The organism is Flavobacterium sp. MR2016-29 (assembly GCF_015350695.1).
Classification (GTDB): domain Bacteria; phylum Bacteroidota; class Bacteroidia; order Flavobacteriales; family Flavobacteriaceae; genus Flavobacterium.
The window spans coordinates 21,377-46,267 of sequence record NZ_JADKPU010000007.1; the positions used below are offsets into that span (position 1 = coordinate 21,377).

The following is a 24,891-nucleotide window of genomic DNA, read 5'->3' on the forward strand; positions in this document are numbered from 1 at the left end:
CTAATTTACCACTTTAATTCCATTAGCTAAAAAACGAATTTCTTCTTTAGGCGAAGTAATTGAATCAATTTCTGCCTTTGTTTTTTTAGCATCTTTCGCATAATGCTGTAACTCTTCAACAGATGTAATTTTCTTTTCAGCATTGCCTTCTAAAACTACATTTTTTCCCTTTAATGCAGTGGGAACAAAAAAAGCGTAGTCTTTCATTTTTACAAAAAAGGGAGAACCATCTTCTGTTTTAATTGTTAACCAGCAACCTCTTTTCTCACAAACATCGGTAACTATTCCTTTTACCGCAATATTTTCAGCTTTCTTTGAACTTTCTAATTCTTTTTCTAGCTTCTCTACCGAGATTGCTTTAACCTCAGAGGCTTTAGAAACATCTGCTCCATAATAATCCCCTACTATAGCATTTCCTGCAGGAGGGGAAGGTTTTTCTACTGCTTCTTGCGAAAAAGACAATGTAGAGACTCCTAAAGAAAAAAGGGCCGAGTATATTAATAGTTTCATATTCAAATATTTTTTACCAAAATTAAAATTAAAATTTGAAATAAAGGAAATAATTTGATTGTAAATCGAAGACTATAATTTAAGGCCATAAAAAAAGTCCCAATTTTCATTGGGACTTTAGAATATATTTATTGAATATTATTTCAATTTCTTTTTGATTGCAACTTCATGGTATGCTTCAATAACATCTCTTTCTTCAATGTCATTGTAACCTTTAATTTGAATACCACAATCGTAACCTTTAGAAACTTCTTTAACATCATCTTTGAAACGTTTCAATGCTACAAGCTCACCTGTATGCACTACTACTCCTTCTCTAATAACTCTAATTTTAGAAGTTCTCATGATTTTACCATCCATCACCATACAACCTGCGATTGAACCCACTTTAGAAATTTTGAAAATCTCACGAATTTCAGCAGTTCCTAAAATTTCTTCTTTCATCTCTGGAGCTAACATTCCTTCCATTGCATCTTTCAAGTCATCAATAGCTGCGTAGATAATAGAATAGTAACGGATATCAATTTCTTCTTTATCAGCAAGCTGCCTTGCATTTCCAGCAGGACGAACGTTAAATCCGATAATAATTGCATCAGAAGCAGAAGCCAACATAACGTCAGTTTCAGTAATTGCTCCAACACCTTTATGAATGATATTAATTTGAATTTCTTCAGTAGAAAGTTTAGAGAACGAATCTGATAATGCTTCAACAGATCCATCAACGTCTCCTTTAAGGATTACGTTTAATTCTTTAAACTGACCAAGAGCGATACGACGGCCAATTTCATCAAGGGTAATATGTCTTTGTGTACGTACAGATTGTTCACGCATTAATTGAGAACGTTTAGATGCAATTTGTTTTGCCTCTTTTTCATCTTCAAAAACGTTAAACTTATCACCTGCAGTTGCCGCACCATCTAAACCTAAAACTGATACTGGAGTCGAAGGGCCTGCCTCTTTAACAATATGTCCTCTTTCATCATGCATGGCTTTAATTTTTCCATGATGTTTTCCAGCCAACATATAATCTCCAACTTTTAATGTTCCATGTTGAACTAAAATCGTTGATACATATCCTTTTCCTTTATCCAAAAATGCCTCTACAACAGTTCCCTGTGCCGCTTTATTTGGATTTGATTTTAAATCTAAGATTTCAGCTTCTAATAAAACTTTCTCTAATAATTCTTTAACGCCTGTTCCAACTTTTGCAGAAATATCATGTGACTGAATTTTTCCACCCCAATCTTCAACAAGCAAATTCATACTAGCCAAACGCTCTTTGATTTTTTCAACATTCGCATTTGGTTTATCAATTTTATTGATTGCAAATATAATTGGCACTCCCGCAGCTTGTGCGTGAGAAATTGCTTCTTTAGTTTGTGGCATGATATCATCATCCGCCGCTACTACGATAATAGCAATATCTGTAACTTGAGCTCCACGTGCACGCATTGCGGTAAACGCCTCGTGACCTGGTGTATCTAAGAATGCGATTTTTTGACCGTTATCTAAAGTTACTCCGTAAGCTCCAATGTGTTGTGTAATACCTCCAGACTCACCAGCGATAACATTTTCTTTACGAATATAATCCAACAAAGATGTTTTACCGTGATCGACGTGACCCATTACAGTTACAATCGGTGCTCTAACTACTAAATCTTCCTCTTTATCTTCAACTACTTCAATAGCTTCTTCGATATCAACAGTGATAAATTCAACTTCGTAACCAAACTCGTCAGCTACAATAGTTAATGTTTCAGCATCTAAACGTTGGTTCATGGTAACCATGATACCAAGAGACATACAAGTTCCAATTACTTTAGTAATCGGCACATCCATCATAATTGCAATTTCACCTACAGTAACAAATTCAGTAACCTTAATAGTTTTACTTCCTTCATCAATTGCTCTTTGCTCTTCATCAGATTTCTGACGGTGCGTATCTCTTTTATCTCTTCTGTATTTAGCAGCTTTAGATTTTCCACCTTTACCTTGAAGTTTTTCAAGAGTTTCTCTAATTTGGTTTTTTACTTCCTCTTCAGTAGGCTCAACTTTTGCTACAATTGCAGGACGGTTTCCTTTTACAAAACCTGGTCTTGCACTTCTATTAGCGTTAAAACCTCCACCACCAGTATTTGGTGTAATTTTATTAGGATTCGGAGTTCCCGGTGCAGTGCCTGTAGCAGGTTTTGGTGCTCCTGGAGCTCCTGGTTTAGGCGCAATTCTTTTACGCTTGTTTTTGTTAGCGTTATTATTTGCACCTGGAGTTCCTGGTTTATTAGGTGTTATTTTTGGATCTTCTTTCTTTTTCTTAGGCTTATTAAATTGAGATAAGTCAATTGTTTGCCCTGTAAGAGTAGTTCCAGATAATTTTTGATATTGAGTCGTAATTGTTTCCTCAGCAGTTGAAGGATCTGTTGAGACTACAGGCTCTTGTGCTGCTTTTGGTGCCGAAGCTTCAGGATTAGCTTTTACTTCTTTTTTCTCTGTAATAATAGGCTTTTCTACCTTTTTCTCTTCAGAAACTACAGGAGCAACTGGCTCAGGTTGTACAACTTCTTTTTGAACAGGTTTTTCTGGTTGAGTTGGAGTAACAACTGCTTTTGGTTCTTCAGCTTTTGCTGGTTCCTCAGAAGGAGTAGAAACAACTGCTGGTTTCTTCGGATTTAAATCAATTTTACCAACTTGAACAGGTCCTGTTACAACAGCTCTCGCTTTTATAATTTCTTGCTGTTTTTGGCGCTCTTCGTCTTGTCTGCGTTTGTCTTCAATTTCTTTCTCACGTTCAACACGTAATGCTTCTTTTTCTTTTCTTTTCTCTTCTCCTACCTCTTTAGAAGCTTCCTTATTCCCCTTATCGCCCGCAAATTGGCTTTGTAGGATATTAAATTCGCTATCAGAAATTTTAGCATTTGGATTTGCATCAATGGCAATTCCCTTATCTTTTAGATAATCAACAGCTCTTTCTAACGAAATATTTAATTCCCTTAAAACCTTGTTTATTCTTATTACTCTCTCTTCAGACATATAACCTTTTTATTATTACCTTTTTCGTTGTGTTGTTAGAGCAGATTACTAGCTATCAAACTCTTCTTTTAGTATTTTCATAACATCAAGAATTGTTTCCTCTTCTAAATCTGTTCTTCTTACTAAATCTTCTACTTCTTGTTTCAAGATACTTCTAGCCGTATCTAAACCAATTTTTGCAAATTCTTCAATAACCCAGTCTTCGATTTCATCTGAAAACTCAGTTAATTCAACGTCATCATCTTCGCCACTAGCAACATCACCTTCTCTGATAACATCTAGCTCGTAACCTGTCAATTGACCTGCTAATTTAATATTATGACCACCTCTACCAATTGCTTTAGAAACTTCTTCTAATTTCAAGAAAACTTCCGCTCTTTTATTTTCTTCATCAATTTTGATTGAAGAAACTTTTGCAGGGCTTAATGCTCTTGTAATAAACAATTGAATATTGCTTGTATAGTTGATTACGTCAATATTTTCGTTTCCTAATTCACGAACAATTCCGTGAATACGAGATCCTTTCATACCCACACAAGCTCCAACAGGATCAATTCTATCATCATAAGAATCTACCGCTACTTTTGCTTTTTCACCAGGAATACGCACTACATTTTTAACTGTAATCAATCCGTCGAATACCTCTGGAATTTCTTGTTCAAATAATTTCTCTAAAAACTTCTCAGAAGTTCTAGACATAATAATTTGAGGTTTATTTCCTTTTAATTCAACGCTTTCAATGATTCCGCGAACATTATCTCCTTTACGGAAAAAGTCAGACGGAATTTGTTTTTCTTTCGGAAGCACAATCTCATTTCCTTCATCATCAACCAAGATAACTACTCTAGGACGCACGTGATGTACTTCTGCAGTATAAATATCACCGATAATATCTTTAAATTGCTTATAAAGATTTGTATTATCATGTTCGTGAATTTTAGATATTAAGTTTTGACGCAAAGCCAAAATAGCTCTTCTTCCTAAGTCAATTAATTTAACTTCTTCAGAAACTTCTTCACCAATTTCAAAATCCGCTTCGATCATTCTTGCTTCAGTCAAGGTAATTTCTTCGTTCTCAAAATCTAGATCTTCATCAGCAACGATTACTCTTCTTCTCCAAATCTCCATATCTCCTTTGTCAGGATTTATGATAATGTCGAAGTTATCATCAGAACCGTATTTTTTCTTTAATGCATTTCTAAACACGTCCTCTAAAATTGCCATAAGCGTTACACGATCAATAAGTTTATTATCTTTAAACTCTGAGAATGAATCGATTAATGCTAAATTTTCCATGCGAATTCTTTAATTAAAATGTTACTGTAACAATTGCCTCTTTAATTTCTGTATAAGGTATTTGTTGCTCTTTTTGAACTGTTTCTTTTCCTTTTCCTACTTTTTTCGGTTCTCTTGCTGTCCAAGACAAAATTATAAAAACATCGTTAGCTTCTACTAATTCTGCTTCAATTTTTTCAGTATTTGTTGTAACAATCAACGTTCTACCAATATTTTTGATGTATTGTCTTGTAAATTTCAATGGAGAACCTACTCCTACCGATGCCACTTCAAGCGAAAAATCCTGCTCTTCACGATCCAGATTATTCTCGATTGCACGACTAATATCAATACAATCCTGCAACGCCACTCCATTATCACCGTCTAAACCAACACTAATTTTAAAAGAATCTGAAATTGCCAAATCAATCAAAAAGATTGAAGGCTTTTCCAGAAGAGCTTCTGTAATTAATCCGTTTACTTTTTCTTTAAATGTCATAATTTTATAAAAAGAGGGGACACTTAGTCCCCTCATTATTTAGATTTTAATAAATAACGGTGCAAATATAGTGTTTTTTTTATAAATCAAAATAAATAGATTGCTCTAAAAATATTTCTTATCTTTATAGGAGCATTAAAATAACGGATTATTCATGTTTAACCCTTAAAATTATGAAACGAATTTTAGTACCTACCGACTTCTCAGAACATGCAGAAGACGCTTTAAAAGTTGCCGCACAGATTGCTAAAAAAAATGATTCAGAAATCATTATCCTGCACATGCTAGAACTGCCTCACCAAAGCAATGATGCGATAATGGGCGGTACAAGCATCCCCGAGACCATGCTTTTTATGAAAAAAGCCAACGAAATGCTGGACGAAGCAGCCGCAAAGCCTTATTTAGAAGGCATTCCTGTTACTGAAATCGTAAAAATGGACAAACCAATTCACGGCATTTCACAAGTAAGCAAAGATTATGAAATTGATTTGATCGTAATGGGATCGCATGGCTCTTCAGGCATCGAAGAACTTCTTATCGGATCTAACACTGAAAAAGTGGTTCGCAATTCTGAAATTCCCGTTTTAATTATTAAAAAAGAAATTTCAAATTTTAATGCAAGCAGTATTGTTTTCGCATCTGATTTTTCAGAAGAAACGAAAAAACCTTTTGAAAAACTTTTAAATTTTACCAATTTTTTCGGCTCAAAACTTCATTTGGTGACGATTTGCACCCCAAACAGCTTTAAACCAACGCATGTTATCGAAAATGCAATGAATGAATTTGTTGCCGAATTTAATGTTACCAATTATTCAACACACATTTACAACGACACAAATATTGAAAAAGGAATTATTAATTTTGCGAACAGTGTAAATGCAGATATTATTGGAATGTGTACTCACGGAAGAACTGGATTTGCTCACTTCTTTAATGGAAGTATTAGTGAAGGACTAGTAAACCATGCGGTAAAACCTGTTATCACTTTTAAAATTTAAACACCAAAATATATGAATTAAAAATACTTTCTAAATAGTTTATTTCACAAAAAAGCTTCTCAATGAGAAGCTTTTTTCATATAAAATTCGATTCTAAAAAATGAGCTTTTCAACAAAGTTAGTTTGAGCTTTTCAACAAAGTTTACCTTCCTATTAATTCAGAAATTTGTCAAATAAAAATTCATAAAACACAATAACATGAAAACAATAGACAAAATTTACATTGACGGAGAATTTGTAAAACCAAAAGGAACAGCATATTTTGATCTTATAAGCCCAACAACAAATGAAAAACTCGGAAAAGTTCTTTTAGGAAATGAAGAAGACACACAAAATGCGATAAATGCTGCCAAAAAAGCTTTTAAGACTTTTTCTAAAACAACCGCCACTGAAAGAATTCAATACCTTGAAAATATTCAAAATTCTATCAAAAAAAGAAAAAACGATTTTATCAATGTAATGGTTGAAGAATATGGTGGAACATTTCAGTTTGCATCTGTAAGCTATGAATATATGCTTAAGAGTTTTGACTCGGCAATTAACTTATTAAACAATTACGAATTTACCAAAAAAATGGGCGAATCAGAAGTTCAAATGACACCAATTGGCGTAGTTGGAATTATTATTCCTTGGAATTCAAGCAACGGTTTTATATGCAGTAAATTATCTACTGCTATAGTTGCTGGATGCACAACGGTAATAAAGCCAAGTGAAATGAGTGCACAGCAAACACAATTAATTACCGAATGTTTGCACGAAGCTGGTTTACCTATAGGTGTTTTTAATATTGTTAACGGTTTAGGGGAAATAGTTGGAGCTGAAATAAGCCGTAATCCTGATATTGCCAAAATTTCATTTACAGGATCAACAACTGTTGGAAAGATGATTGCAAAAGAAGCTGTCAACACGATGAAACGCATTACACTGGAGCTTGGAGGAAAATCACCAAATATTATTTTAGAAGATGCTGATTTATCAAAAGCAATTCCGCTGGCAATAATGGCTGCGTACATGAATAGCGGCCAGGCATGTATAGCAGGAACAAGATTATTAGTTCCAGAAAACAAATTAGAGGAAGTTAAATTATTAGTTAAGGAACTTGTTTTGAATACAGTTGTTGGCGATCCTAAAAATCAAAATACTGCAATTGGACCTATGGTCAGCCAAAAACAATATGAAAGAGTTCAAAATTACATTCAGATTGGAATATCCGAAGGGGCAGAAATACTGACAGGTGGTTTAGGAAAACCAGCAGGACTGGAAAACGGGAATTTTGTAAAACCAACTGTTTTTATAAATGTAAACAACCAAATGCGCATCGCTAGAGAAGAAATATTTGGCCCTGTTTTATCTATCATTACTTATAAAACAGAAGAAGAAGCGATTGAAATTGCCAACGACACCTCATACGGATTACAGGCTTATGTAAGTTCTGCTGATGAAAAACGAGCTCACAATATCGCTTCCCAAATTAGCGCAGGACGCGTTCAGATAAACGGAATTGGTCATGATCCGATGGCTCCTTTTGGCGGATTTAAACAATCAGGAATAGGAAGAGAATTCGGCGTTTTAGGACTTGAAGCTTATCTTGAACCAAAAGCATTAATTCAATAAACCAAACTCAGATCCAGAAATCTTTAAAAAGAGATTTTCTGGATCTTTTTGTAACTTTACACTATGACAGCAATTTCTAACATAAAACCCAAAATACTCTACTCCTGTTATTATGCAAGAAGCCGCGAAGGCGAGCATTTTATACCGGAACATGTTTTTAGCTATCAAATTTCAGGAGAAATGACAGCTTCTGACAGCAAAAACACCTATTGCTCAAAAGCAGGAGATTTTCGTTTTAGCAAAAGAAATCATTTGGCTAAATTTATTAAAATTCCGCCAGATGGAGGCGAATTCAAAACCATATCTCTTTTTTTGGATCAAGAAATTTTACGCGAAATAAGCGCTGAATACGATTTTAAAATCAACAAAAAGCAAGATTCAGAAGCCATGATTACACTGACTCCAAATCCGTTATATAAGTCCTTTATGGATTCTCTAATATCCTATCTCGAAGTCGAACAAGAAAACAACGAAACTTTATTTAATTTAAAAATAAAAGAAGCCGTACATCTTTTACTTAAAGTAAATCCAGAATTAAAAGATATTTTGTTTGATTTTAATGAACCGGGCAAAATTGATCTGGAAGCTTTTATGAATAAAAATTTTCATTTTAATGTGCAAATGCATCGTTTTGCCTATTTAACAGGAAGAAGTTTGGCGACATTTAAAAGAGATTTTCAAAAAGTATTTCAGCAAACACCTGGCAAATGGCTATTAAACAAACGCTTGCAAGAAGCCTATTATCTCCTAAAACAAGGAAAATCACCATCAGAAGTTTATATTGGAGTTGGCTTTGAAGACTTGTCTCACTTTTCATTTTCATTTAAAAAGAAATTTGGAGTTGTTCCGTCGTCGTTACTTTCAAAATAATCGTTTGGCAAGATAAATCACTTTCGGTGATTACCCACAAATAAAAGCAACTTTAAATTTATCGCATAAAAAAAGCCTCTCAATTGAGAGGCTTTTTATGTTGGTCTACTAGGACTCGAACCTAGAAAGACTGCACCAAAAACAGTTGTGTTACCATTACACCATAGACCAGCAGTGCGGTTAAGCGAGTGCAAATTTAAAGCTTTTTTTAGTTTGCGCAAACTTTTTGATAAAAAAATTTGATTTTTTTTCATTTTTTTTTCTTCCAAATCTGTAATGTTGTCGCAAGTATTTCACAAACAATAGGTTACTTTTATCAAATAGTTTTGTAGAATTTTATGTTAATGCTCGTTTCTTTACACAAAAAAACATTTTCTTTGTAGAATAGAAAACATATAAAATTTTAACACCTAAATATGGCACAATTCAATTTCAATAAATGGAATACAATTATTGGTTGGTTTGCATTTGCAATCGCTTTAACTACTTACACACTTACTGTCGAACCTACAATGAGCTTCTGGGATTGTGGCGAATACATTGCTACAGCCGCTAAATTAGAAGTTGGCCACCCGCCGGGAGCACCTTTATTCCAAATGATGGGAGCTTTTTTCGCCATGTTTGCCATTGATAAAGAGCATGTTGCCGTCATGGTAAATATGATGTCTGTTTTTTCTAGCGCTTTTACAATTTTGTTTTTATTCTGGTCGTCATCGATTGTCTTGAAAAAGATTGTAGCTCGTTTTGCTGAAATTAATAAAGACAATTCAATTGTAATTTTAGGAAGTTCTTTTGTTGGAGCTCTTGCTTATACTTTCTCAGACAGTTTCTGGTTTAATGCTGTTGAAGCAGAAGTTTACGCAATGGCATCTTTGTTAATTGCATTGCTTTTCTGGCTTGGTCTTCGTTGGGAGCAAGATATGGACAAGCCTAAAGGGAATAAGTGGCTATTAATCATTTCACTTGTTGTCGGGCTTTCATTTGGAGTTCACTTTATGGCATTGTTAACGATTCCTGCAATTGGTTTTCTATATTATTTTAAACACTACGAAAAAGTTACTATTAAAAATTTCATCATCGCAAATGCTGTAGTAATTGCTATTTTGTTGTTTATTTTTAAATTGCTTTTACCATTAACTATGGCATTTTTTGGTAAAACCGAAGTTTTTATGGTAAACGACATGGGATTGCCTTTTAACTCAGGAACTATTTTTGTAGCATTAGTTTTTATTGCTTTCTTTTATTTTGGATTAAAATATACCAAACAAAAAGGATTGGTTTTTTACAACACTATTATCCTTTGTATTTTATTCATTCTGATTGGTTTTTCTACCTGGATGATGCTGCCAGTTCGTGCAAATGCAAATACTGTAATTAACGAGAACAAACCATCTGACGCAACAGAAGTTCTAGCGTATTACAATCGTGAACAATACGGAGTAAATCCTTTGTTTTACGGACCTCAATACACTGAAGTTTTTGCTGGTCTTGACGAAAAAACACCGTATTTAGATAAAAAACCTAACTACGAAAGAGATTATAAAACAGGTAAATATATCATTACCAACAATTATAAAAACGCAGAACAAAATTCTGATGATAATCAAAAAACAGTTTTGCCAAGAATGTGGAGTACTGAAACTGGCCATATTCAAAACTATATAAGCTTTACAAATCCACCAAATTTTAAAATCAACCCTGATTACAATTACGAAGATGATTTGGCTAAATACGGAATCGATGCAAGCCAATTAAGCGAAGATGAATACAATAAAGCAACAGCTCAATTGAGAAATGAGGTTGAAAAAACAGTTTCTGAATTCAGAAAGGCGTATGCTCAAAAACAAATCGACAATGAAGGTTATGTTAAATTTTTAAAAAGTTATGGAGAATATTTAATTATAGAAAAACCATCAACTGTAGATAATTTCAGTTTTATGTTCGAGTATCAATTCGGATACATGTATTGGAGATATTTGATGTGGAATTTTGTCGGACGCCAAAGTGATGTTCAAGGAAAATATGACAACTTAGACGGAAACTGGATCAGCGGTATCAAACCTCTGGATTCGCTTCATTTAGGTTCTCAAGATAATTTACCATCAGATGTTTTAAACAACAAAGGACGAAATGTTTACTTTTTCCTTCCTTTTATCCTAGGTTTAATCGGATTAATGTATCACGCAAATAAAGACCTTAAAAGTTTTTATGTGCTTTTAGCTTTGTTCTTATTTACCGGAATTGCATTGAAAATCTACTTAAACGAAAGGCCTTTTGAACCTCGCGAAAGAGATTATGCACTGGTAGGATCATTTTATGTATTTGCCATCTGGATAGGTTTTGGAGTTTACTCATTATACGAAAGCATTCAAAAATACATTGCTCCAAAAATTGCAGGACCTGTTATTATTGCCGCAAGTTTATTAGCTGCTCCTATTTTAATGGCATCTCAAAACTGGGATGATCACGACAGATCGAACCGATATACCGCGGTTGCAATGGCTAAAGCATATTTGAATTCGTGCGATAAAAATGCCATTTTATTTACCATTGGTGACAATGACACCTTCCCGCTCTGGTATGCGCAAGAAATTGAGCACATTAGAACAGATGTTAAGATCGTAAATACAAGCTTATTTATGACAGATTGGTATATCGACCAAATGAAGTCGAAAGCATACGAATCTGACCCATTGCCGATCTCTTTTGTACACGATGAATATGTGGGGGATAAATTAGATTATGTAGCGTATATTCAAAAAATTGACACACGTTGGAACATTAATGATTTTATCAGTTTTATCAAAAACCCTAAATCAACTGTTGGACTTCAAAACGGGCAAACAATCCATTTTTATCCAACAAATAAAATTAGAGTTCCTGTCGACAAAAACATCATTATTAAAAACAAAGTTGTTAATGCAAGATACAACGATTCTATCGTTCCTTACATGGATATCGACATCAAAGGAAGTGCATTATACAAAAACCGTTTAATGATGCTGGATATCTTGGCTAATAACAATTGGAAAAGACCAATCTATTTTAGCGGTGGAGCTTTTGATGATGAAGATTATTTATGGCTAAAAGATTACCTGCAATTGGATGGAATGGTTTACAAATTGGTTCCGATAAAAAATACACCTTCAAAAGATGGCGGACCAATGGATATGGGGCAAATTGACGCCGATAAAATGTACGATATTGTAATGAAATGGGATTGGGGCAATAGCGAAAGTGATAAGATTTATCATGATCCTGAAACCAGAAGAAACAGCATTACATACCGCACAAACCTTTCTCGCTTAATGGATCAGCTTATTGTTGAAGGTAAAATTGACAAAGCTAAAAATGTAATCAATTTAGCGATGACAAAACTGCCATTGGATAAATACGGATATTACTCATTAGTAGAACCTTTTGCAAATGGATATTATAAAGTTGGAGAAACTGCAAAAGCACACGATTTACTTAACAAGTTAGTTGGAAAATACAAAGAAAACCTGAACTATTATGCAACGTTGACTCCAGGCGACCAAACTGATCTTGCAATTGATATCATTACAGATATTGAGCGTTACAGAAGCCTTTTACAAGTTATGGATCATAATAACGATAAAGCATTCTATGAAAAACAAAAAGTAACTTTTAATACTTACGTAAATGTTTTCGAGCGCTTTGGCCGTGAAAAAGAATAATATACGAAAAATATACTTATTAAAAAAATGCAGCGCTGGTAGTTAAATAGCGCTGCATTTTTTAATTTTACAGTATTGCTAAATCATTTTAAAATGAGCTTTTATTGGGTAAAAACAAATTCATTTATAAAAAGGGTATTTTCGAAGTACTGTTGGGATATTCCGAACAAGGAAAAGAAAATTTACCTCACTTTTGATGATGGCCCAACTCCAGAAGTTACAGACTGGGTATTATCTGAATTAAAAAAATTCGACGCAAAAGCAACTTTTTTCTGCATTGGAAAAAACATAAATGCAAACTCATCTCTGTTTGAAAAACTAATAGCAGAAGGACATTCTATAGGCAACCATACCATGAATCATATAAACGGATGGAAAAGCCAAACAAATGATTATATAGAAAATGTAAAAAATTGCGCCAGCATTTTAGCAAACGACAAAAAATTAAACGGATTATTATTTCGTCCTCCTTACGGAAAGATAAAAAAAGCACAATCTAAGATTTTGCGAAATCTAGGGTATAAAATTGTAATGTGGGATGTTTTAAGTGCCGACTTCGATCAATCGATAACACCAGAAAAATGTCTTGAAAATGTTACTAAAAATGTAACATCAGGAAGTGTAATTGTTTTCCATGACAGTATAAAAGCATCGCAAAACTTAAAATTTGCGTTACCTAAAACTTTGCACTTTTTAAAAGAGAATGGATATGCTTTTGATGTTATTCATTAACATCAAAAAAGAAGTCATTTATTGATTCGTAAACTGCTCTTGAACAATTCCGATAATAGTATTAGCATCAAGTTCTCCAGATTGCCTCCAGATCATTTGCCCTTCTTTATAAATCATTAAAGTAGGAAGTCCTTTTATACGCAGTGCCTCGGCCAGTTCTTGATTTTTATCTACATCAATTTTAATCACCTTCGCTTTATCGCCTAACGCGGCCGCAACATCCTTAATAACAGGATGCATCGATACAGATGATTCGTTCCAATCGGTGTAAAAATCAATTAACACTGGAACTTGAGCATTTATAAGTTCTCCAAATTTTGACATAAAACCAAAAATTTAATTCTTTTTTAATCTGTTAAAAAGAGGTAATTATATACAAATGTAGCATTTTTAACGAATTAAGCCACATTGTTGCCTTTTTTTAGTTCAATGACTGTAATTTCTGGCATAATACCAACTCGGCCAGGATAAGCATGAAAACCAAAGCCTCGGTTTACATACACATATCGGCCTGCAGTTTCATACAATCCAGCCCATTGCTTGTAAATGTATTGTGCCAAACTCCATTTAAAATAGCCTGGAATTTCAATTCCAAACTGCATCCCGTGCGTATGGCCCGCTAAAGTCAAATGAAAGTTTTTAGGATGATCTTTAATCTCAGCATCCCAATGACTTGGATCGTGACTCATTAAGACTTTAAAATCGTCCTGAGCAACATTTTGCGAAGCTTTATTCAAATCACCAGCTTTCTTGAAGTTTACGCCCCAATTCTCTACTCCAATCAAAGCTATTTTATCATCGCCTTTTTGAATATAAGTATGTTCGTTCAGCAAAAGCTTAAATCCAATTTGACCGTATAGCTTCTTAATATCTTGAAAATTCTCGTCTTTTTGTTTTTCAGAAGGCCATGTAACGTATTCTCCGTAGTCATGATTTCCTAAAACGGAGAACTTTCCGTATTTATAATCTTTAATTCTATTAAATGTTTCCAGCCAAGGATGCATTTCTTTTGCATGTGTGTTTACAATATCCCCGGTAAACAAAATCATGTCTGCTTCTTGTTTATTGATCAAGTCGATAGCGTAATTTATCTTTTCTGGATTATCAAAACTGCCACTGTGAACATCAGAAATTTGAGTGATTCTAAACCCATCAAAAGCATCTGGCAAATCAGGAAAGAAAACAGTTTGCTTGATGACTTTAAAATTATATTTCCCTTCAAAAATCCCATAAATCAAAGACAAAAAAGGCACTGCCGCCAATCCCAATGCGATTTGACTAATAAATCTTCTTCGGTCCGGCATCATTTCTTTTCTGGGAGTATTATAAATAAAATAATTTAAGATACTTGCCCCTATTCTAAAAATATCTTCTCCAAATAAAATAAGCGTAATTACAATTTTCGGCACATAAACCAACAGCATCAATCCTGTTGTAAACATGAATTGTCTGGTCTGTCCAACTGAACGATCAATTTGCGAAAAAGAATAAATTATAAAGATTAAAATAAGTAAACTTATAACTTGGTAACTGATCAAAACCCATCTTAACTTGATTAAAGTTCGAAAAGCTTGATAAGAATAGAACTCAATAAATAGAAAAAGAGCACAAAGAATTATAAAACGAATGATCATTATTTACAGTTTTAAGCAAAGTAACAAAGAATGAAAATTTTATAGCTTTTTATTATCAAAAATTTAACTCAAATAATAGCAAAAAGCTGATAGATTTCTCTACCAGCTTTTTCTCTACCAAATTTTTTAAAACCTTTTATAATCCATAATTAAGTTTGCCTAAACAAACTATGCTGTATTATTTTTTAACTTCTGGCTTAGCAGTTTCTGCTTTTGCCTCTGCTTTTTTAGCTTTTTTGTCTGCTTTTTTGTCTTTCTTAGGAGCTTTTGCTTCTTTTGCTGGAGTTGTTTGAGCTGGAGTTGTTTGCGCATTTACCATAGCAGTTGTTCCTAGAACAGCGATTGCTAACATTACTAATTTTTTCATGATTTGTAGATTTATTGATTAATATTATTTCATTTATTATACCTCAAAGATATAATCAGTAAATGAAGACAAGATGAAGATTAAATCAATCTGAAAAAATTAACTTTTAATTGTGTTTTGATGTCTCTGGAAATAATAATCGGAAAGTTGTTCCTTCGCTTATTATAGAATCAACCTTAATTTCAATATGATGAAAAGAAGCAATACTCTCAGCAATCGCGAGTCCTAAACCCTGACCATCCTGATCTGAACTAATTCTGGCAAACCTGTTAAATATTTTTTCGATTTGAGATTCCGTCATCCCGAGACCAGAATCGGATATTGAAATAAAATACCTGTCATTCCAAAATCCATCTGCAACTATAATACTTCCGTTTGGCTTATTATATTTTATAGCGTTGGTTACCAAATTATAAATCAAAATATGAAATAAGGTTTTATTTCCTGTAAAAGCAAAATTATGCTGGATATTATTTGAGAACTCAATTTCTCTGTCATCTATTCTATCTTGAAGATCTTCTTGCAGATCAGTTATAATTTCATGAAAATTAATATTTTCATTTGCTGCATATTGGTTGTTTTCGATTCTTGAAATCAACAATAAGTTATTGATGATTTTCTTCAGCATATCTAATGTTTTTAGTGAGCTTGCGATTTTATCAAAAGCATTATCATCTAAAGAATCATTCTGTAATAAGTTTTCAAATTTATTTTTTAATAATGCAATTGGCGTTAATAGTTCATGAGAAACGTTTGAGATAAATTGTTTTTCTTTTTTAAAAAGCTCTGCAATACGATCCATCATTTGATTTAAAACCAAATCAAGTTCTCTAAAATCTCTGGATTTTGCATTTATGGGCGTATGATCAAAAGCTTCTGGTTCGTTAACGCGCCTAATTTTGGTATCAATAATTTTATAAAAAGGCTTGAGCAAATATTCGATGTAAAATGTATCTGCCAAAAATGTAACCAAGAGAATAACAACCAAAACAATAATAATAAAAAATCTTATAATAAAAGTAAGGTCGTTTACTTCGCTTAAACTGCTTCCTATTTCTAACTGATAACCTTGATTTTCGTAGGTGAAATGATATTGCAAAATTCGATATTCATTTTCTTCGCCTTCAATAATTCGGTTGTCATTACTAAAAGTGGTTTTTTTTTGATTGGGTTTTACCGGAAGTCTTGAAAGCACCAAAAATTCACTGTGCAACGTAGAAAACTGCGAATAGGTTTCGGTAGAATCATCTGAGTTTTGGATAAAATCATTAATCTCATCTTGATTCAGATGATCAATAAATTTTTTCTTTTTTTCAACTAATCCATTATTAATGTGTCTGTATACAACATTTTCGACTAAAATGGGCAACATCAGCCATAAAATCAAAATGACCAAAAGTCTTGTCAGTGCATTAAAAATAGCGAGTTGATGTTTTATTTTCACAATACTTTATTTATTCGTTAATACGATAACCCACATTTCTAACGGTTTCAAACCAATCTATAGCAGTATGTTTGTCTAATTTTTTTCGAAGATTTCGAACATGAACATCAATAAAATTAGAATCGGAGTTGACTTCTAGAATATCTCCCCAAATATGCTCTGTTAATTGCAGTCTTGTAATAACACGGTTTTTATTCAAAACCAAATACTGAAAAATATCAAATTCTTTTTTGGTAAGACTGATTGGAATTTCGTCATAACTTACTTTATAATCCTGAAGCTGCAATAAAAATCCGTGAATGCTTAAATTATTCAAAGTAAAACCATGAATTCTACGTATAACAGCAAATAATCGCGCACTAAGTTCTGTAAGCGCAAATGGTTTAGTCAAATAATCATCAGCACCTAAATGCAGACCGTTTATTCTGTCATCTAATTCACCGCGTGCCGTAAGAACAATTACAGCCATTTTCGATTGTGTTTTTCGAACGGTTTTCAATACATCAAAACCATCGCCGTCGGGCAAACCTAAATCCAACAGCATTGCATCATAATCATTACTGCCCACTTCTTCGAGTGCATCACTGCAAGTATGCGCAATTTTGCACACATAGCCTGTATTGCACAAAAAATCGTAAACTTCTACTGCAAGTTCTTTATTATCTTCAACGATCAAAATATTCATAAAAAAGCGTTTTAGCGCAACTAAATTTAAGCAATTATAAAAAGCTCGGTTACGCATTATTAAAAAATTAACGAATAAAAAAAGCTGACAAATTTCTTCATCAGCTTTCTCCAACCGCATTCTCCATAACCATTATTCCTGTTTTGTTTCCTTTATAATGCTTTGAAAACAAAACAAAAACAATTCTTATTTTTTTGCTTTTGCAGTTTCTGTTTTTGGAGCTTGATTTTTTTCTGATTTTGCTTTTTTGTCAGCTTTGTTTCTAGGATGTTTTGTCGCTTTTACTTCTTTCGCAGGAAGTTCTTTTACCTCTTTTGCTGGACCAACTTTTACTTCTTTTGCAGGAAACGCACTAACCATTGCACTTGTTCCTAAAACTGCTACTAATAACATTAATAAATTTCTCATGATTTCTAAAATTTAAATTAATACCTTTTATTTTATAGATCAAATGTACCCCTGGAAAATGAAGAGAAAATGAAGAAAACCTTCAACATACATATTTTAACGAGACCTTAACGGTTTAGCTTTTTTCTACCATATAAATTATATATGTTCATTCAACTTTGTCAACATCTTCAATCAAGATGCACAACAGCATGTCGCTATTAAATGAACATATATAACTTATATGATTAAAAAAAAATCTTTTTAGTTTATTTTTTGAGAACTCAATTGTCTATTTTTACAGACTAATATTTTTTTTATGTCAACTCAAAAACGTCTTTTTCTTCTCGATGCGTACGCATTAATATTTCGCGGTTATTATGCCTTCATAAAAAACCCTCGAATTAATTCAAAAGGAATGGATACATCAGCGATCATGGGATTCATGAATTCGCTTTTAGATGTTATTAAACGTGAAAAACCAGATCATTTAGCGGTAGCTTTTGACAAAGAAGGAAGCCAAGTAAGAACCGAAATGTTTTCTGACTATAAAGCCAATCGTGATGCTACACCAGAAGCAATTAAAATTGCGATTCCGTACATTCAGGATTTATTGAGAGCTATGCATATTCCAATTATCGAAATGGCAGGTTGTGAAGCCGATGATTTAATTGGAACCATCGCAAAACAAGCTGAAAAAGAAAACTACAAAGTCTTTATGGTTACGCCAGATAAGGATTTTGCACAATTAGTTTCTGAAAATATTTTCATGTATAAACCTGCCCGAATGGGTAACGGAATAGAAATTTGGGGCGTTCCTGAAGTTTTGGCAAAATTCGAAATCGAAAGACCAGAACAAGTAATTGATTTTCTTGGAATGATGGGTGACGCTGTTGATAATATTCCGGGATTACCAGGAGTTGGAGAAGTTACTGCTAAAAAGTTCCTGAAAGAATTTGGCACAATGGAAAACCTTTTAGACAATACGCATTTGCTGAAAGGGAAAATGAAAGAAAATATTGAAGCCAATAAAGACAAGGGCATTTTATCTAAAAAACTGGCGACGATTATTTGTGATTGTGATGTTGTTTTCAATGAAAACGATTACGAGCTGTCACGCCCAGATATTGAAAAAACAGATGCTATTTTTCAGGAATTGGAATTTAGAAGAATGGCAGAACAATTTGACAACTTGTTTAAAATTGGTGGCGGAAATGAATTAGCAAATAAAGGCGACGAAGCCAAATTATATAAAAAACCACAGCCTAAAAACGACGATCAATTTGATTTATTTGGAGGAGGTGCAACTACAGATGAAAATCAGGAAAGAGCTTCATTTTATAATACGCTAGAAGACACACCCCACTCCTATCAAGCTATTGAAGGCGATTTAGGAATTAAATTGCTTTTGCAGAATTTGCAAAAACAAACTTCTGTTTGCTTTGATACCGAAACGACTGGCTTAGATGCTTTGCATGCTGAATTAGTTGGAATTTCTTTCTCTTATGAAAAAGGAAAAGGTTTTTATGTTCCGTTTCCGGAAAGCCAGGAAGAAGCACAAGTTTTAATTGAAAAATTCAGACCTTTCTTTGAAGATGAAAATATTGAGAAAATTGGCCAAAACTTAAAATACGATCTAAAAATTCTTTCTAATTATGGCATTAGCGTAAAAGGAAAACTTTTTGACACCATGATTGCGCATTATTTGATTAATCCAGATATGCGCCATAATATGGATATTTTAGCAGAAACGTATTTGAAATATTCTCCAAAATCAATTGAAACTTTAATTGGCAAAAAAGGGAAAAATCAAATTACAATGCGCGATGTAGCGCTTGAAGATATTAAAGAATATGCTGCAGAAGATGCTGATGTTACTTTTCAATTAAAAGAAATTTTCACGGCAGAATTAGATAAAACTGAAACTAAAAAGTTATTTGATGAAATCGAAATTCCGTTAGTCAGCGTTTTGGCAGATATGGAAACGGAGGGAATTCGTTTAGATGTTGAATTCTTAAGTGCCATGTCCAAAGAAATGGAAGTGGAGATTAAATCTTTGGAACAAAAAATATACGAAACTGCAGGAGAGAAATTTAATTTGGCTTCGCCGAAACAGCTTGGAGATATTTTATTCGACAAACTTAAAATTGGCGGCGCAAAGCAAAAGAAAACCAAAACGGGTCAATATGCAACAGGTGAAGAAGTTTTGACGTATTTAGCAAATGACAATCCGATTGTGAAAGAAATCCTCGATTGGCGTCAGATGGTAAAATTACAAAGCACTTATATTTTGGCTTTGCCAGAACAGGTAGACAAAAAAACATTAAGAGTTCATACCGATTATATGCAGACTGTTGCTGCAACAGGGCGTTTGAGTTCTAATAATCCGAACTTACAAAATATCCCGATTCGTACTGAAAGAGGCCGTCAGATCCGTAAAGCTTTTGTTGCCCGCGATGAAAATCATACTTTAATTTCTGCCGATTACTCGCAAATTGAATTAAGAATCATTGCCGCTTTAAGCGGAGAAGAAAATATGATCAAAGCGTTTCAAGACGGAGAAGATATTCACAAAGCTACTGCATCAAAAGTTTTTAATGTTCCGCTGGAAGAAGTTTCCCGTGAACAAAGGAGCAATGCCAAAACAGTAAACTTCGGAATTATATATGGTGTCTCTGCTTTCGGATTGAGTAATCAGACCTCATTGTCACGTGGCGAAAGTGCAGCATTGATCGAAGCTTATTATAAAACTTACCCAAGATTACGATCTTATATTAATGAACAAATTGAGTTTGCACGCGAAAAAGGTTATGTGCAAACGATTTTAGGCCGTCGCCGATATTTAAAAGACATTAATTCGGCAAATGCCGTTGTTAGAAGTGCTGCTGAACGAAATGCTGTAAATGCGCCAATTCAAGGAAGTGCTGCAGATGTGATTAAAATTGCGATGATCAACATCCACAAAAAATTAAAAGAAGAAAACTGGAAATCTAAAATGCTGCTTCAAGTTCATGATGAGCTTGTGTTTGATGTACACAATGACGAATTAGAAAAAATCCAGCCAATGATAAAACACGAAATGGAAAATGCTTTTATGATGAGCGTACCCTTAGATGTTGAACTTGGCATGGGCAGTGATTGGCTGGCGGCGCATTAATAATTTTAGATTCCTTAATCAGGTTTTGCAAAATTAATATTAAATCATAAAAAAAACCATCAGCTGAAACTGATGGTTTTTTTTATTTATCTAAACTTTTCTTGTCGATTCTCGTTCTTTCAATTTTGTTTTAATCACGATGGTTTCGTAATCTGAAGTTTCTTCTTCTGATTCTTCCAATCGTTTGATTAATTGTTTTGCTGCAACTTCTCCAATTTCAATTCCGTGCTGGCTAATTGTTGTTAAACTTGGCGATAAGCGTCTTGAAGCTAAAATTCCGTCAGCAAAACCTATTATCGAAATATCTTCTGGCACTTTGTACCCTTTTTTCAAACTCACTCTTAAAGCAGCAACTGAATCATTTTCATCCAAAGCAAAAATAGCATCAATTTTGTTGTCGAAAATAGCATCAATTTTAGCTTTCATGTCATCTTCAGAATCGGTACGAAGAATTATTTTTTCGTTTACCGGGATATTATTGTCTTTTAAAGCTTTCAAATATCCATCCGCTCTCAATTTTCCGACACTTAAATTATCAACTGAGGAAATCAAGGCAATATTTTTACATCCTAAATTAATTAAATGCTGTGTTGAGTTTAAGGCAGAATCAAAATCGTCTACTACAACTTTGTCACATTCTACTTCATCTGCAATACGATCAAACATTACGATTGGCGTTCCGTCATTAATAATAGCAGAAAAATGGCTGTAATCCTGTAATTTTTGAGCTTCTTCTGAAACAGAAAGAATAAATCCATCAATAGTTCCGTTGCTCAACATTTCAAGTGTATGAATTTCTTTTTCTAAAGATTCGTTCGAAATACAAGTAATTACATTATATCCTTTTTTATCGGCTACTTTTTCGATACCGCTAAACACCTTAGCAAAAAAGGAGTTCAATATATTAGGTATAATTACACCGATTGTTTTGGTTTTGCGATTTTTCAAATTCAGACCAATAACATTCGGCTTATAATTTTTGAGTTTGGCATACTCTTTAATCTTCACCTTCGTTTGCTCACTAATCTCAGGACTGTCATTCAATGCCTTAGACACTGTAGACACAGAAACACCTAGTTCTTTCGCAATTTGTTTTAGAGTTGCTTTAGCTTTCATCTAATAAAAGTTTATGTAATTAATACAAATATAGTAGAATTACCGAAAATAAAACAAAAAACAGCTATTACTATTTCAAAATACAAGGTCTTTTCGAAATAAAAATAAAAAAGATGGATTTTTTAAAACCGCTCTTACAAAAATCTCGTTAATACCTTAATACATGTTATTAACCTTTTAAAAGACCTTGATTATGAAAAACGAAGTTAAAATTCATGAAGTGGATCCTTCATTGAATAACAGAAGGAGCTTTCTTAAGCTCAGCGGATTGACATTAGTTAGCGCAGGTTTGGTGTTAGCTGGCTGCAGCGACAATGATAATGAAGATGATATGCAGGATAATACCCTGCCCGGCATAAAGAACGGAGTGTTTGATTTAGGCTCAGGAGATTTTGGCGTTTTAACGTACGCTTATGCTCTAGAACAACTCGAAGCTGACTTTTATACTAAAGTTGTAAACTCTTCAAGTTTCAACACTACATTTAATGATATAGAACGTCAAGTACTGACAGATTTATATCACCATGAAGTAATTCACAGAGATTTTTTTAAAGCAGCTTTGACTGGAGCTCTTCCAGATCCAAGCTCACAATTACTTCCTTCCTTAGCATTTAATTATGGTTCTCTAAACTTTAACAGCCGTACTGAAGTTCTTGCAACTGCAAAAGCGTTAGAAGACACAGGAGTTGCTGCTTATAACGGAGCAGGAAAATTAATTAAAAGTGCTGACTATTTATTATTAGCTGGAAAAATTGTTTCTGTAGAAGCAAGACACGCTTCAGCAATAAGAAGTTTGATAAATCCTAATTCTAAAGATTTTGCTGGTGATGATATTATAAGTACATCAACCGGATTAGATGTTGCTAAAGATCCTTCTAAAATTTTACCTATTGCCGGAGGATTTATTACTACAAAATTTACTGCCAAATATTTACCTTAATCTTAACTAGCTAAAACTTAGAAATTATGAATATTTTAAAATTTATAGAAACATTTACTGATGATAGCTTAATGAGAAGCACTGGATCTAGAAGAGACAGTTTTAATCAGTTTGGAAATATTGGAAAGACTTTGGCTTATGCCTCTATTCCTTTTGGACTATCGACTTTTGCAAACAAAGTATTTGCAAAAGACATTACTGCAACACCGGCAACTCCAATTGGAGCTTTGCAGTTTGCATTGACTTTAGAATATCTAGAAAACGAATTTTACGCAATGGCATTAGATTCTGGAGTAATTCCTGCTTCTGAAAATGGCGGGCGTGATTTAAAAGTTTTCCAGCAAATAGCAGCACACGAATCAAATCATGTTAAGTTTTTAATTGCAGGATTAGGCGGAACTGCGAGTGCAAACTTCGTTGCAAAACCTACTTTTGATTTTACCGTTGGAGGAGCATTTGATCCTTTTCATGATTATCCAACTTTCCTGGCATTGGCACAAGCTTTTGAAGATACAGGAGTAAGAGCATACAAAGGTCAGGCTGCAAATTTAATCTCAACACCAGATTTATTAACAGCCGCATTACAAATTCATTCTGTAGAAGCACGTCACGCTTCAGAAGTGAGACGACTTCGTACCTTAAAAGGATGGATCTCTAATGACGAAAGAGGTGCAGGAATGCCGGCTGCAACACAAGCTGTATATGCTGGCGAAGGAGTTACAGTTCAGGCTGGATATAACACTGCTGCCTTATTTGGAGCTTCGGCAGGCTCTGAAGCTTATGATGAGCCACTTACAACACAACAAGTGGTCGATATTGCTAATTTATTTATTGTTTAGTAAATAAATTCTAAATAATTGAACCACCTTCGCGTTATTGTGAAGGTGGTTTTTTTTTATTGATTTAAATATAAAACTGATGTGCTGATTTTCAGCAGATAAAATATTCTTTTCAGGTATTTGGTTTTAAAATAATTAATTGTACTTTTGCATCCCCTTTATTGGGGATGGAATGTTTAATTAAAATAATATTATGGACGCATTAAGCTACAAGACAATTTCAGCTAGCAAAGCCACTGTAACTAAAGAGTGGATTGTTGTTGATGCTGAAGGGCATAACTTAGGTCGTCTTGCTTCAAAGGTTGCGATGATCTTAAGAGGTAAGTACAAACCAAGTTACACACCGCATGTTGACTGTGGAGATAACGTAATTGTTATCAACTCAGAAAAAATTAACCTTACAGGTACAAAGATGAATGACAAAATTTACATGCGTCATACAGGTTACCCAGGAGGACAAAGAACTTTAACTGCTAAAGTATTGCAATCTAAAAACCCTGCATTATTAGTAGAAAAAGCTGTAAAAGGAATGTTGCCTAAAAACAAATTAGGAGCTGAACTTTTTAGAAATCTAAATGTTGTTGTAGGTGCTGAGCATACTCACGGAGCTCAAAAACCTAGAACTGTTAACCTAAACGATCTTAAGTAATGGGAGTTATTCACAAAATCGGTAGAAGAAAAACCGCTGTTGCACGTGTATATGTTTCTGAAGGAACAGGAAAAATCACTGTAAACAAAAAAGAATTCGCAACTTACTTTCCAACTGCAACTTTACAATACAAAGTTTTACAACCAATGTCTATGACAGAAAATGTAAACAACTTTGACGTTAAAGTAAACGTTTACGGAGGTGGTTCAACTGGTCAAGCAGAAGCTGTAAGAATGGCATTAGCACGCGTTATGTGTGAAGTAAATGCTGAAAACAGAGCTATCTTAAAACCAGAAGGTTTATTAACAAGAGATCCAAGAATGGTTGAACGTAAGAAATTCGGTCAGAAGAAAGCTCGTAAGAGATTCCAATTCTCTAAACGTTAATATTACCTGTCTTGTGCATATGGTACAAGACATCATCAATTATTTATTGAAATTAAAAAACACA

The 24,891-nt window shown here is 33.7% G+C and carries 21 protein-coding genes and 1 tRNA gene; 10 read left to right on the forward strand and 12 right to left on the reverse strand.

Annotated elements, in window-relative coordinates; all coding sequences use genetic code 11:
• From IR010_RS15085 to rimP, 4 genes are all read right to left on the reverse strand, one after another.
• Positions 1 to 510: a DUF4920 domain-containing protein gene (locus IR010_RS15085; protein ID WP_194605010.1), complete on the reverse strand. Its 510-nt coding sequence runs from the start codon at positions 508 to 510 to the stop codon at positions 1 to 3.
• Positions 511 to 648: 138 nt separating this feature from the next.
• On the reverse strand, positions 649 to 3,537 hold the full coding sequence (gene infB / locus IR010_RS15090) for a translation initiation factor IF-2 (protein ID WP_194605013.1): 2,889 nt from the start codon (positions 3,535 to 3,537) through the stop codon (positions 649 to 651).
• A gap of 48 nt (positions 3,538 to 3,585) precedes the next feature.
• On the reverse strand, positions 3,586 to 4,833 hold the full coding sequence (gene nusA / locus IR010_RS15095) for a transcription termination factor NusA (protein WP_029271964.1): 1,248 nt from the start codon (positions 4,831 to 4,833) through the stop codon (positions 3,586 to 3,588).
• A gap of 13 nt (positions 4,834 to 4,846) precedes the next feature.
• A complete protein-coding gene (rimP, locus tag IR010_RS15100; RefSeq protein WP_029271963.1) occupies positions 4,847 to 5,311 on the reverse strand; it encodes a ribosome assembly cofactor RimP in 465 nt (154 codons plus the stop codon).
• 173 nt (positions 5,312 to 5,484) lie between these two features.
• Here rimP and IR010_RS15105 point away from each other — a divergent pair, with 173 nt between their 5' ends.
• The 3 genes from IR010_RS15105 to IR010_RS15115 all read left to right on the forward strand — a co-directional run bounded on the left by IR010_RS15105 (position 5,485) and on the right by IR010_RS15115 (position 8,793).
• Entirely contained in the window at positions 5,485 to 6,309 is an 825-nt protein-coding gene (locus IR010_RS15105) for a universal stress protein (RefSeq protein ID WP_029271962.1), read from the forward strand.
• Positions 6,310 to 6,507: 198 nt separating this feature from the next.
• Positions 6,508 to 7,923: an aldehyde dehydrogenase family protein gene (locus tag IR010_RS15110; protein ID WP_194605016.1), complete on the forward strand. Its 1,416-nt coding sequence runs from the start codon at positions 6,508 to 6,510 to the stop codon at positions 7,921 to 7,923.
• 63 nt (positions 7,924 to 7,986) lie between these two features.
• Positions 7,987 to 8,793 carry a helix-turn-helix domain-containing protein gene (locus IR010_RS15115; protein WP_029271960.1) on the forward strand — a complete coding sequence of 269 codons (807 nt, stop codon included), beginning with the start codon at positions 7,987 to 7,989 and terminating at the stop codon, positions 8,791 to 8,793.
• Between the two features lie 100 nt (positions 8,794 to 8,893).
• Here IR010_RS15115 and IR010_RS15120 read toward each other — a convergent pair.
• Positions 8,894 to 8,964: transfer RNA gene (locus IR010_RS15120), tRNA-Gln, on the reverse strand.
• Positions 8,965 to 9,209: 245 nt separating this feature from the next.
• Between IR010_RS15120 and IR010_RS15125 the strand changes: the two genes are divergently transcribed.
• Both IR010_RS15125 and IR010_RS15130 read left to right on the forward strand, forming a co-directional pair.
• Complete coding sequence (locus tag IR010_RS15125; RefSeq protein WP_194605019.1) at positions 9,210 to 12,491, forward strand: DUF2723 domain-containing protein; 3,282 nt, start codon at positions 9,210 to 9,212, stop codon at positions 12,489 to 12,491.
• A 93-nt stretch (positions 12,492 to 12,584) separates the two neighbouring features.
• Positions 12,585 to 13,223, forward strand: a complete 639-nt coding sequence (locus IR010_RS15130) for a polysaccharide deacetylase family protein (RefSeq protein WP_029271958.1) — start codon at positions 12,585 to 12,587, stop codon at positions 13,221 to 13,223.
• A gap of 18 nt (positions 13,224 to 13,241) precedes the next feature.
• Here the strand turns inward: IR010_RS15130 and IR010_RS15135 are convergent, their stop codons facing one another.
• The 6 genes from IR010_RS15135 to IR010_RS15160 all read right to left on the reverse strand — a co-directional run bounded on the left by IR010_RS15135 (position 13,242) and on the right by IR010_RS15160 (position 17,761).
• Complete coding sequence (locus IR010_RS15135) at positions 13,242 to 13,547, reverse strand: thioredoxin family protein (RefSeq protein WP_029271957.1); 306 nt, start codon at positions 13,545 to 13,547, stop codon at positions 13,242 to 13,244.
• A gap of 74 nt (positions 13,548 to 13,621) precedes the next feature.
• Positions 13,622 to 14,857, reverse strand: coding sequence for a metallophosphoesterase (locus IR010_RS15140; protein WP_029271956.1), 1,236 nt, complete (start codon positions 14,855 to 14,857; stop codon positions 13,622 to 13,624).
• A gap of 178 nt (positions 14,858 to 15,035) precedes the next feature.
• On the reverse strand, positions 15,036 to 15,224 hold the full coding sequence (locus tag IR010_RS15145; RefSeq protein ID WP_029271955.1) for a hypothetical protein: 189 nt from the start codon (positions 15,222 to 15,224) through the stop codon (positions 15,036 to 15,038).
• A gap of 106 nt (positions 15,225 to 15,330) precedes the next feature.
• Entirely contained in the window at positions 15,331 to 16,668 is a 1,338-nt protein-coding gene (locus tag IR010_RS15150) for a HAMP domain-containing sensor histidine kinase (RefSeq protein WP_317174475.1), read from the reverse strand.
• 10 nt (positions 16,669 to 16,678) lie between these two features.
• Positions 16,679 to 17,353, reverse strand: a complete 675-nt coding sequence (locus tag IR010_RS15155) for a response regulator transcription factor (RefSeq protein ID WP_029271953.1) — start codon at positions 17,351 to 17,353, stop codon at positions 16,679 to 16,681.
• Between the two features lie 186 nt (positions 17,354 to 17,539).
• Positions 17,540 to 17,761, reverse strand: a complete 222-nt coding sequence (locus IR010_RS15160) for a hypothetical protein (RefSeq protein WP_194568249.1) — start codon at positions 17,759 to 17,761, stop codon at positions 17,540 to 17,542.
• Between the two features lie 298 nt (positions 17,762 to 18,059).
• Between IR010_RS15160 and polA the strand changes: the two genes are divergently transcribed.
• Positions 18,060 to 20,897 carry a DNA polymerase I gene (gene polA / locus IR010_RS15165; RefSeq protein WP_194605022.1) on the forward strand — a complete coding sequence of 946 codons (2,838 nt, stop codon included), beginning with the start codon at positions 18,060 to 18,062 and terminating at the stop codon, positions 20,895 to 20,897.
• Between the two features lie 90 nt (positions 20,898 to 20,987).
• Here polA and IR010_RS15170 read toward each other — a convergent pair whose 3' ends face one another.
• Complete coding sequence (locus IR010_RS15170; protein WP_029271950.1) at positions 20,988 to 22,013, reverse strand: LacI family DNA-binding transcriptional regulator; 1,026 nt, start codon at positions 22,011 to 22,013, stop codon at positions 20,988 to 20,990.
• A 193-nt stretch (positions 22,014 to 22,206) separates the two neighbouring features.
• On the opposite strand from IR010_RS15170, the gene IR010_RS15175 reads away from it, so the two are divergent.
• The 4 genes from IR010_RS15175 (at position 22,207) to rpsI (ending at position 24,827) form a co-directional block, all read left to right on the forward strand.
• Positions 22,207 to 22,953, forward strand: a complete 747-nt coding sequence (locus IR010_RS15175; RefSeq protein ID WP_029271949.1) for a ferritin-like domain-containing protein — start codon at positions 22,207 to 22,209, stop codon at positions 22,951 to 22,953.
• Between the two features lie 26 nt (positions 22,954 to 22,979).
• Positions 22,980 to 23,792, forward strand: a complete 813-nt coding sequence (locus IR010_RS15180; RefSeq protein WP_029271948.1) for a ferritin-like domain-containing protein — start codon at positions 22,980 to 22,982, stop codon at positions 23,790 to 23,792.
• Between the two features lie 193 nt (positions 23,793 to 23,985).
• Positions 23,986 to 24,441, forward strand: coding sequence for a 50S ribosomal protein L13 (rplM, locus tag IR010_RS15185; protein ID WP_026983738.1), 456 nt, complete (start codon positions 23,986 to 23,988; stop codon positions 24,439 to 24,441).
• Positions 24,441 to 24,827: a 30S ribosomal protein S9 gene (gene rpsI / locus IR010_RS15190; protein WP_007808909.1), complete on the forward strand. Its 387-nt coding sequence runs from the start codon at positions 24,441 to 24,443 to the stop codon at positions 24,825 to 24,827. Before rplM ends, rpsI begins: the two co-directional genes overlap by 1 nt.
• Positions 24,828 to 24,891 lie beyond the last annotated feature (64 nt).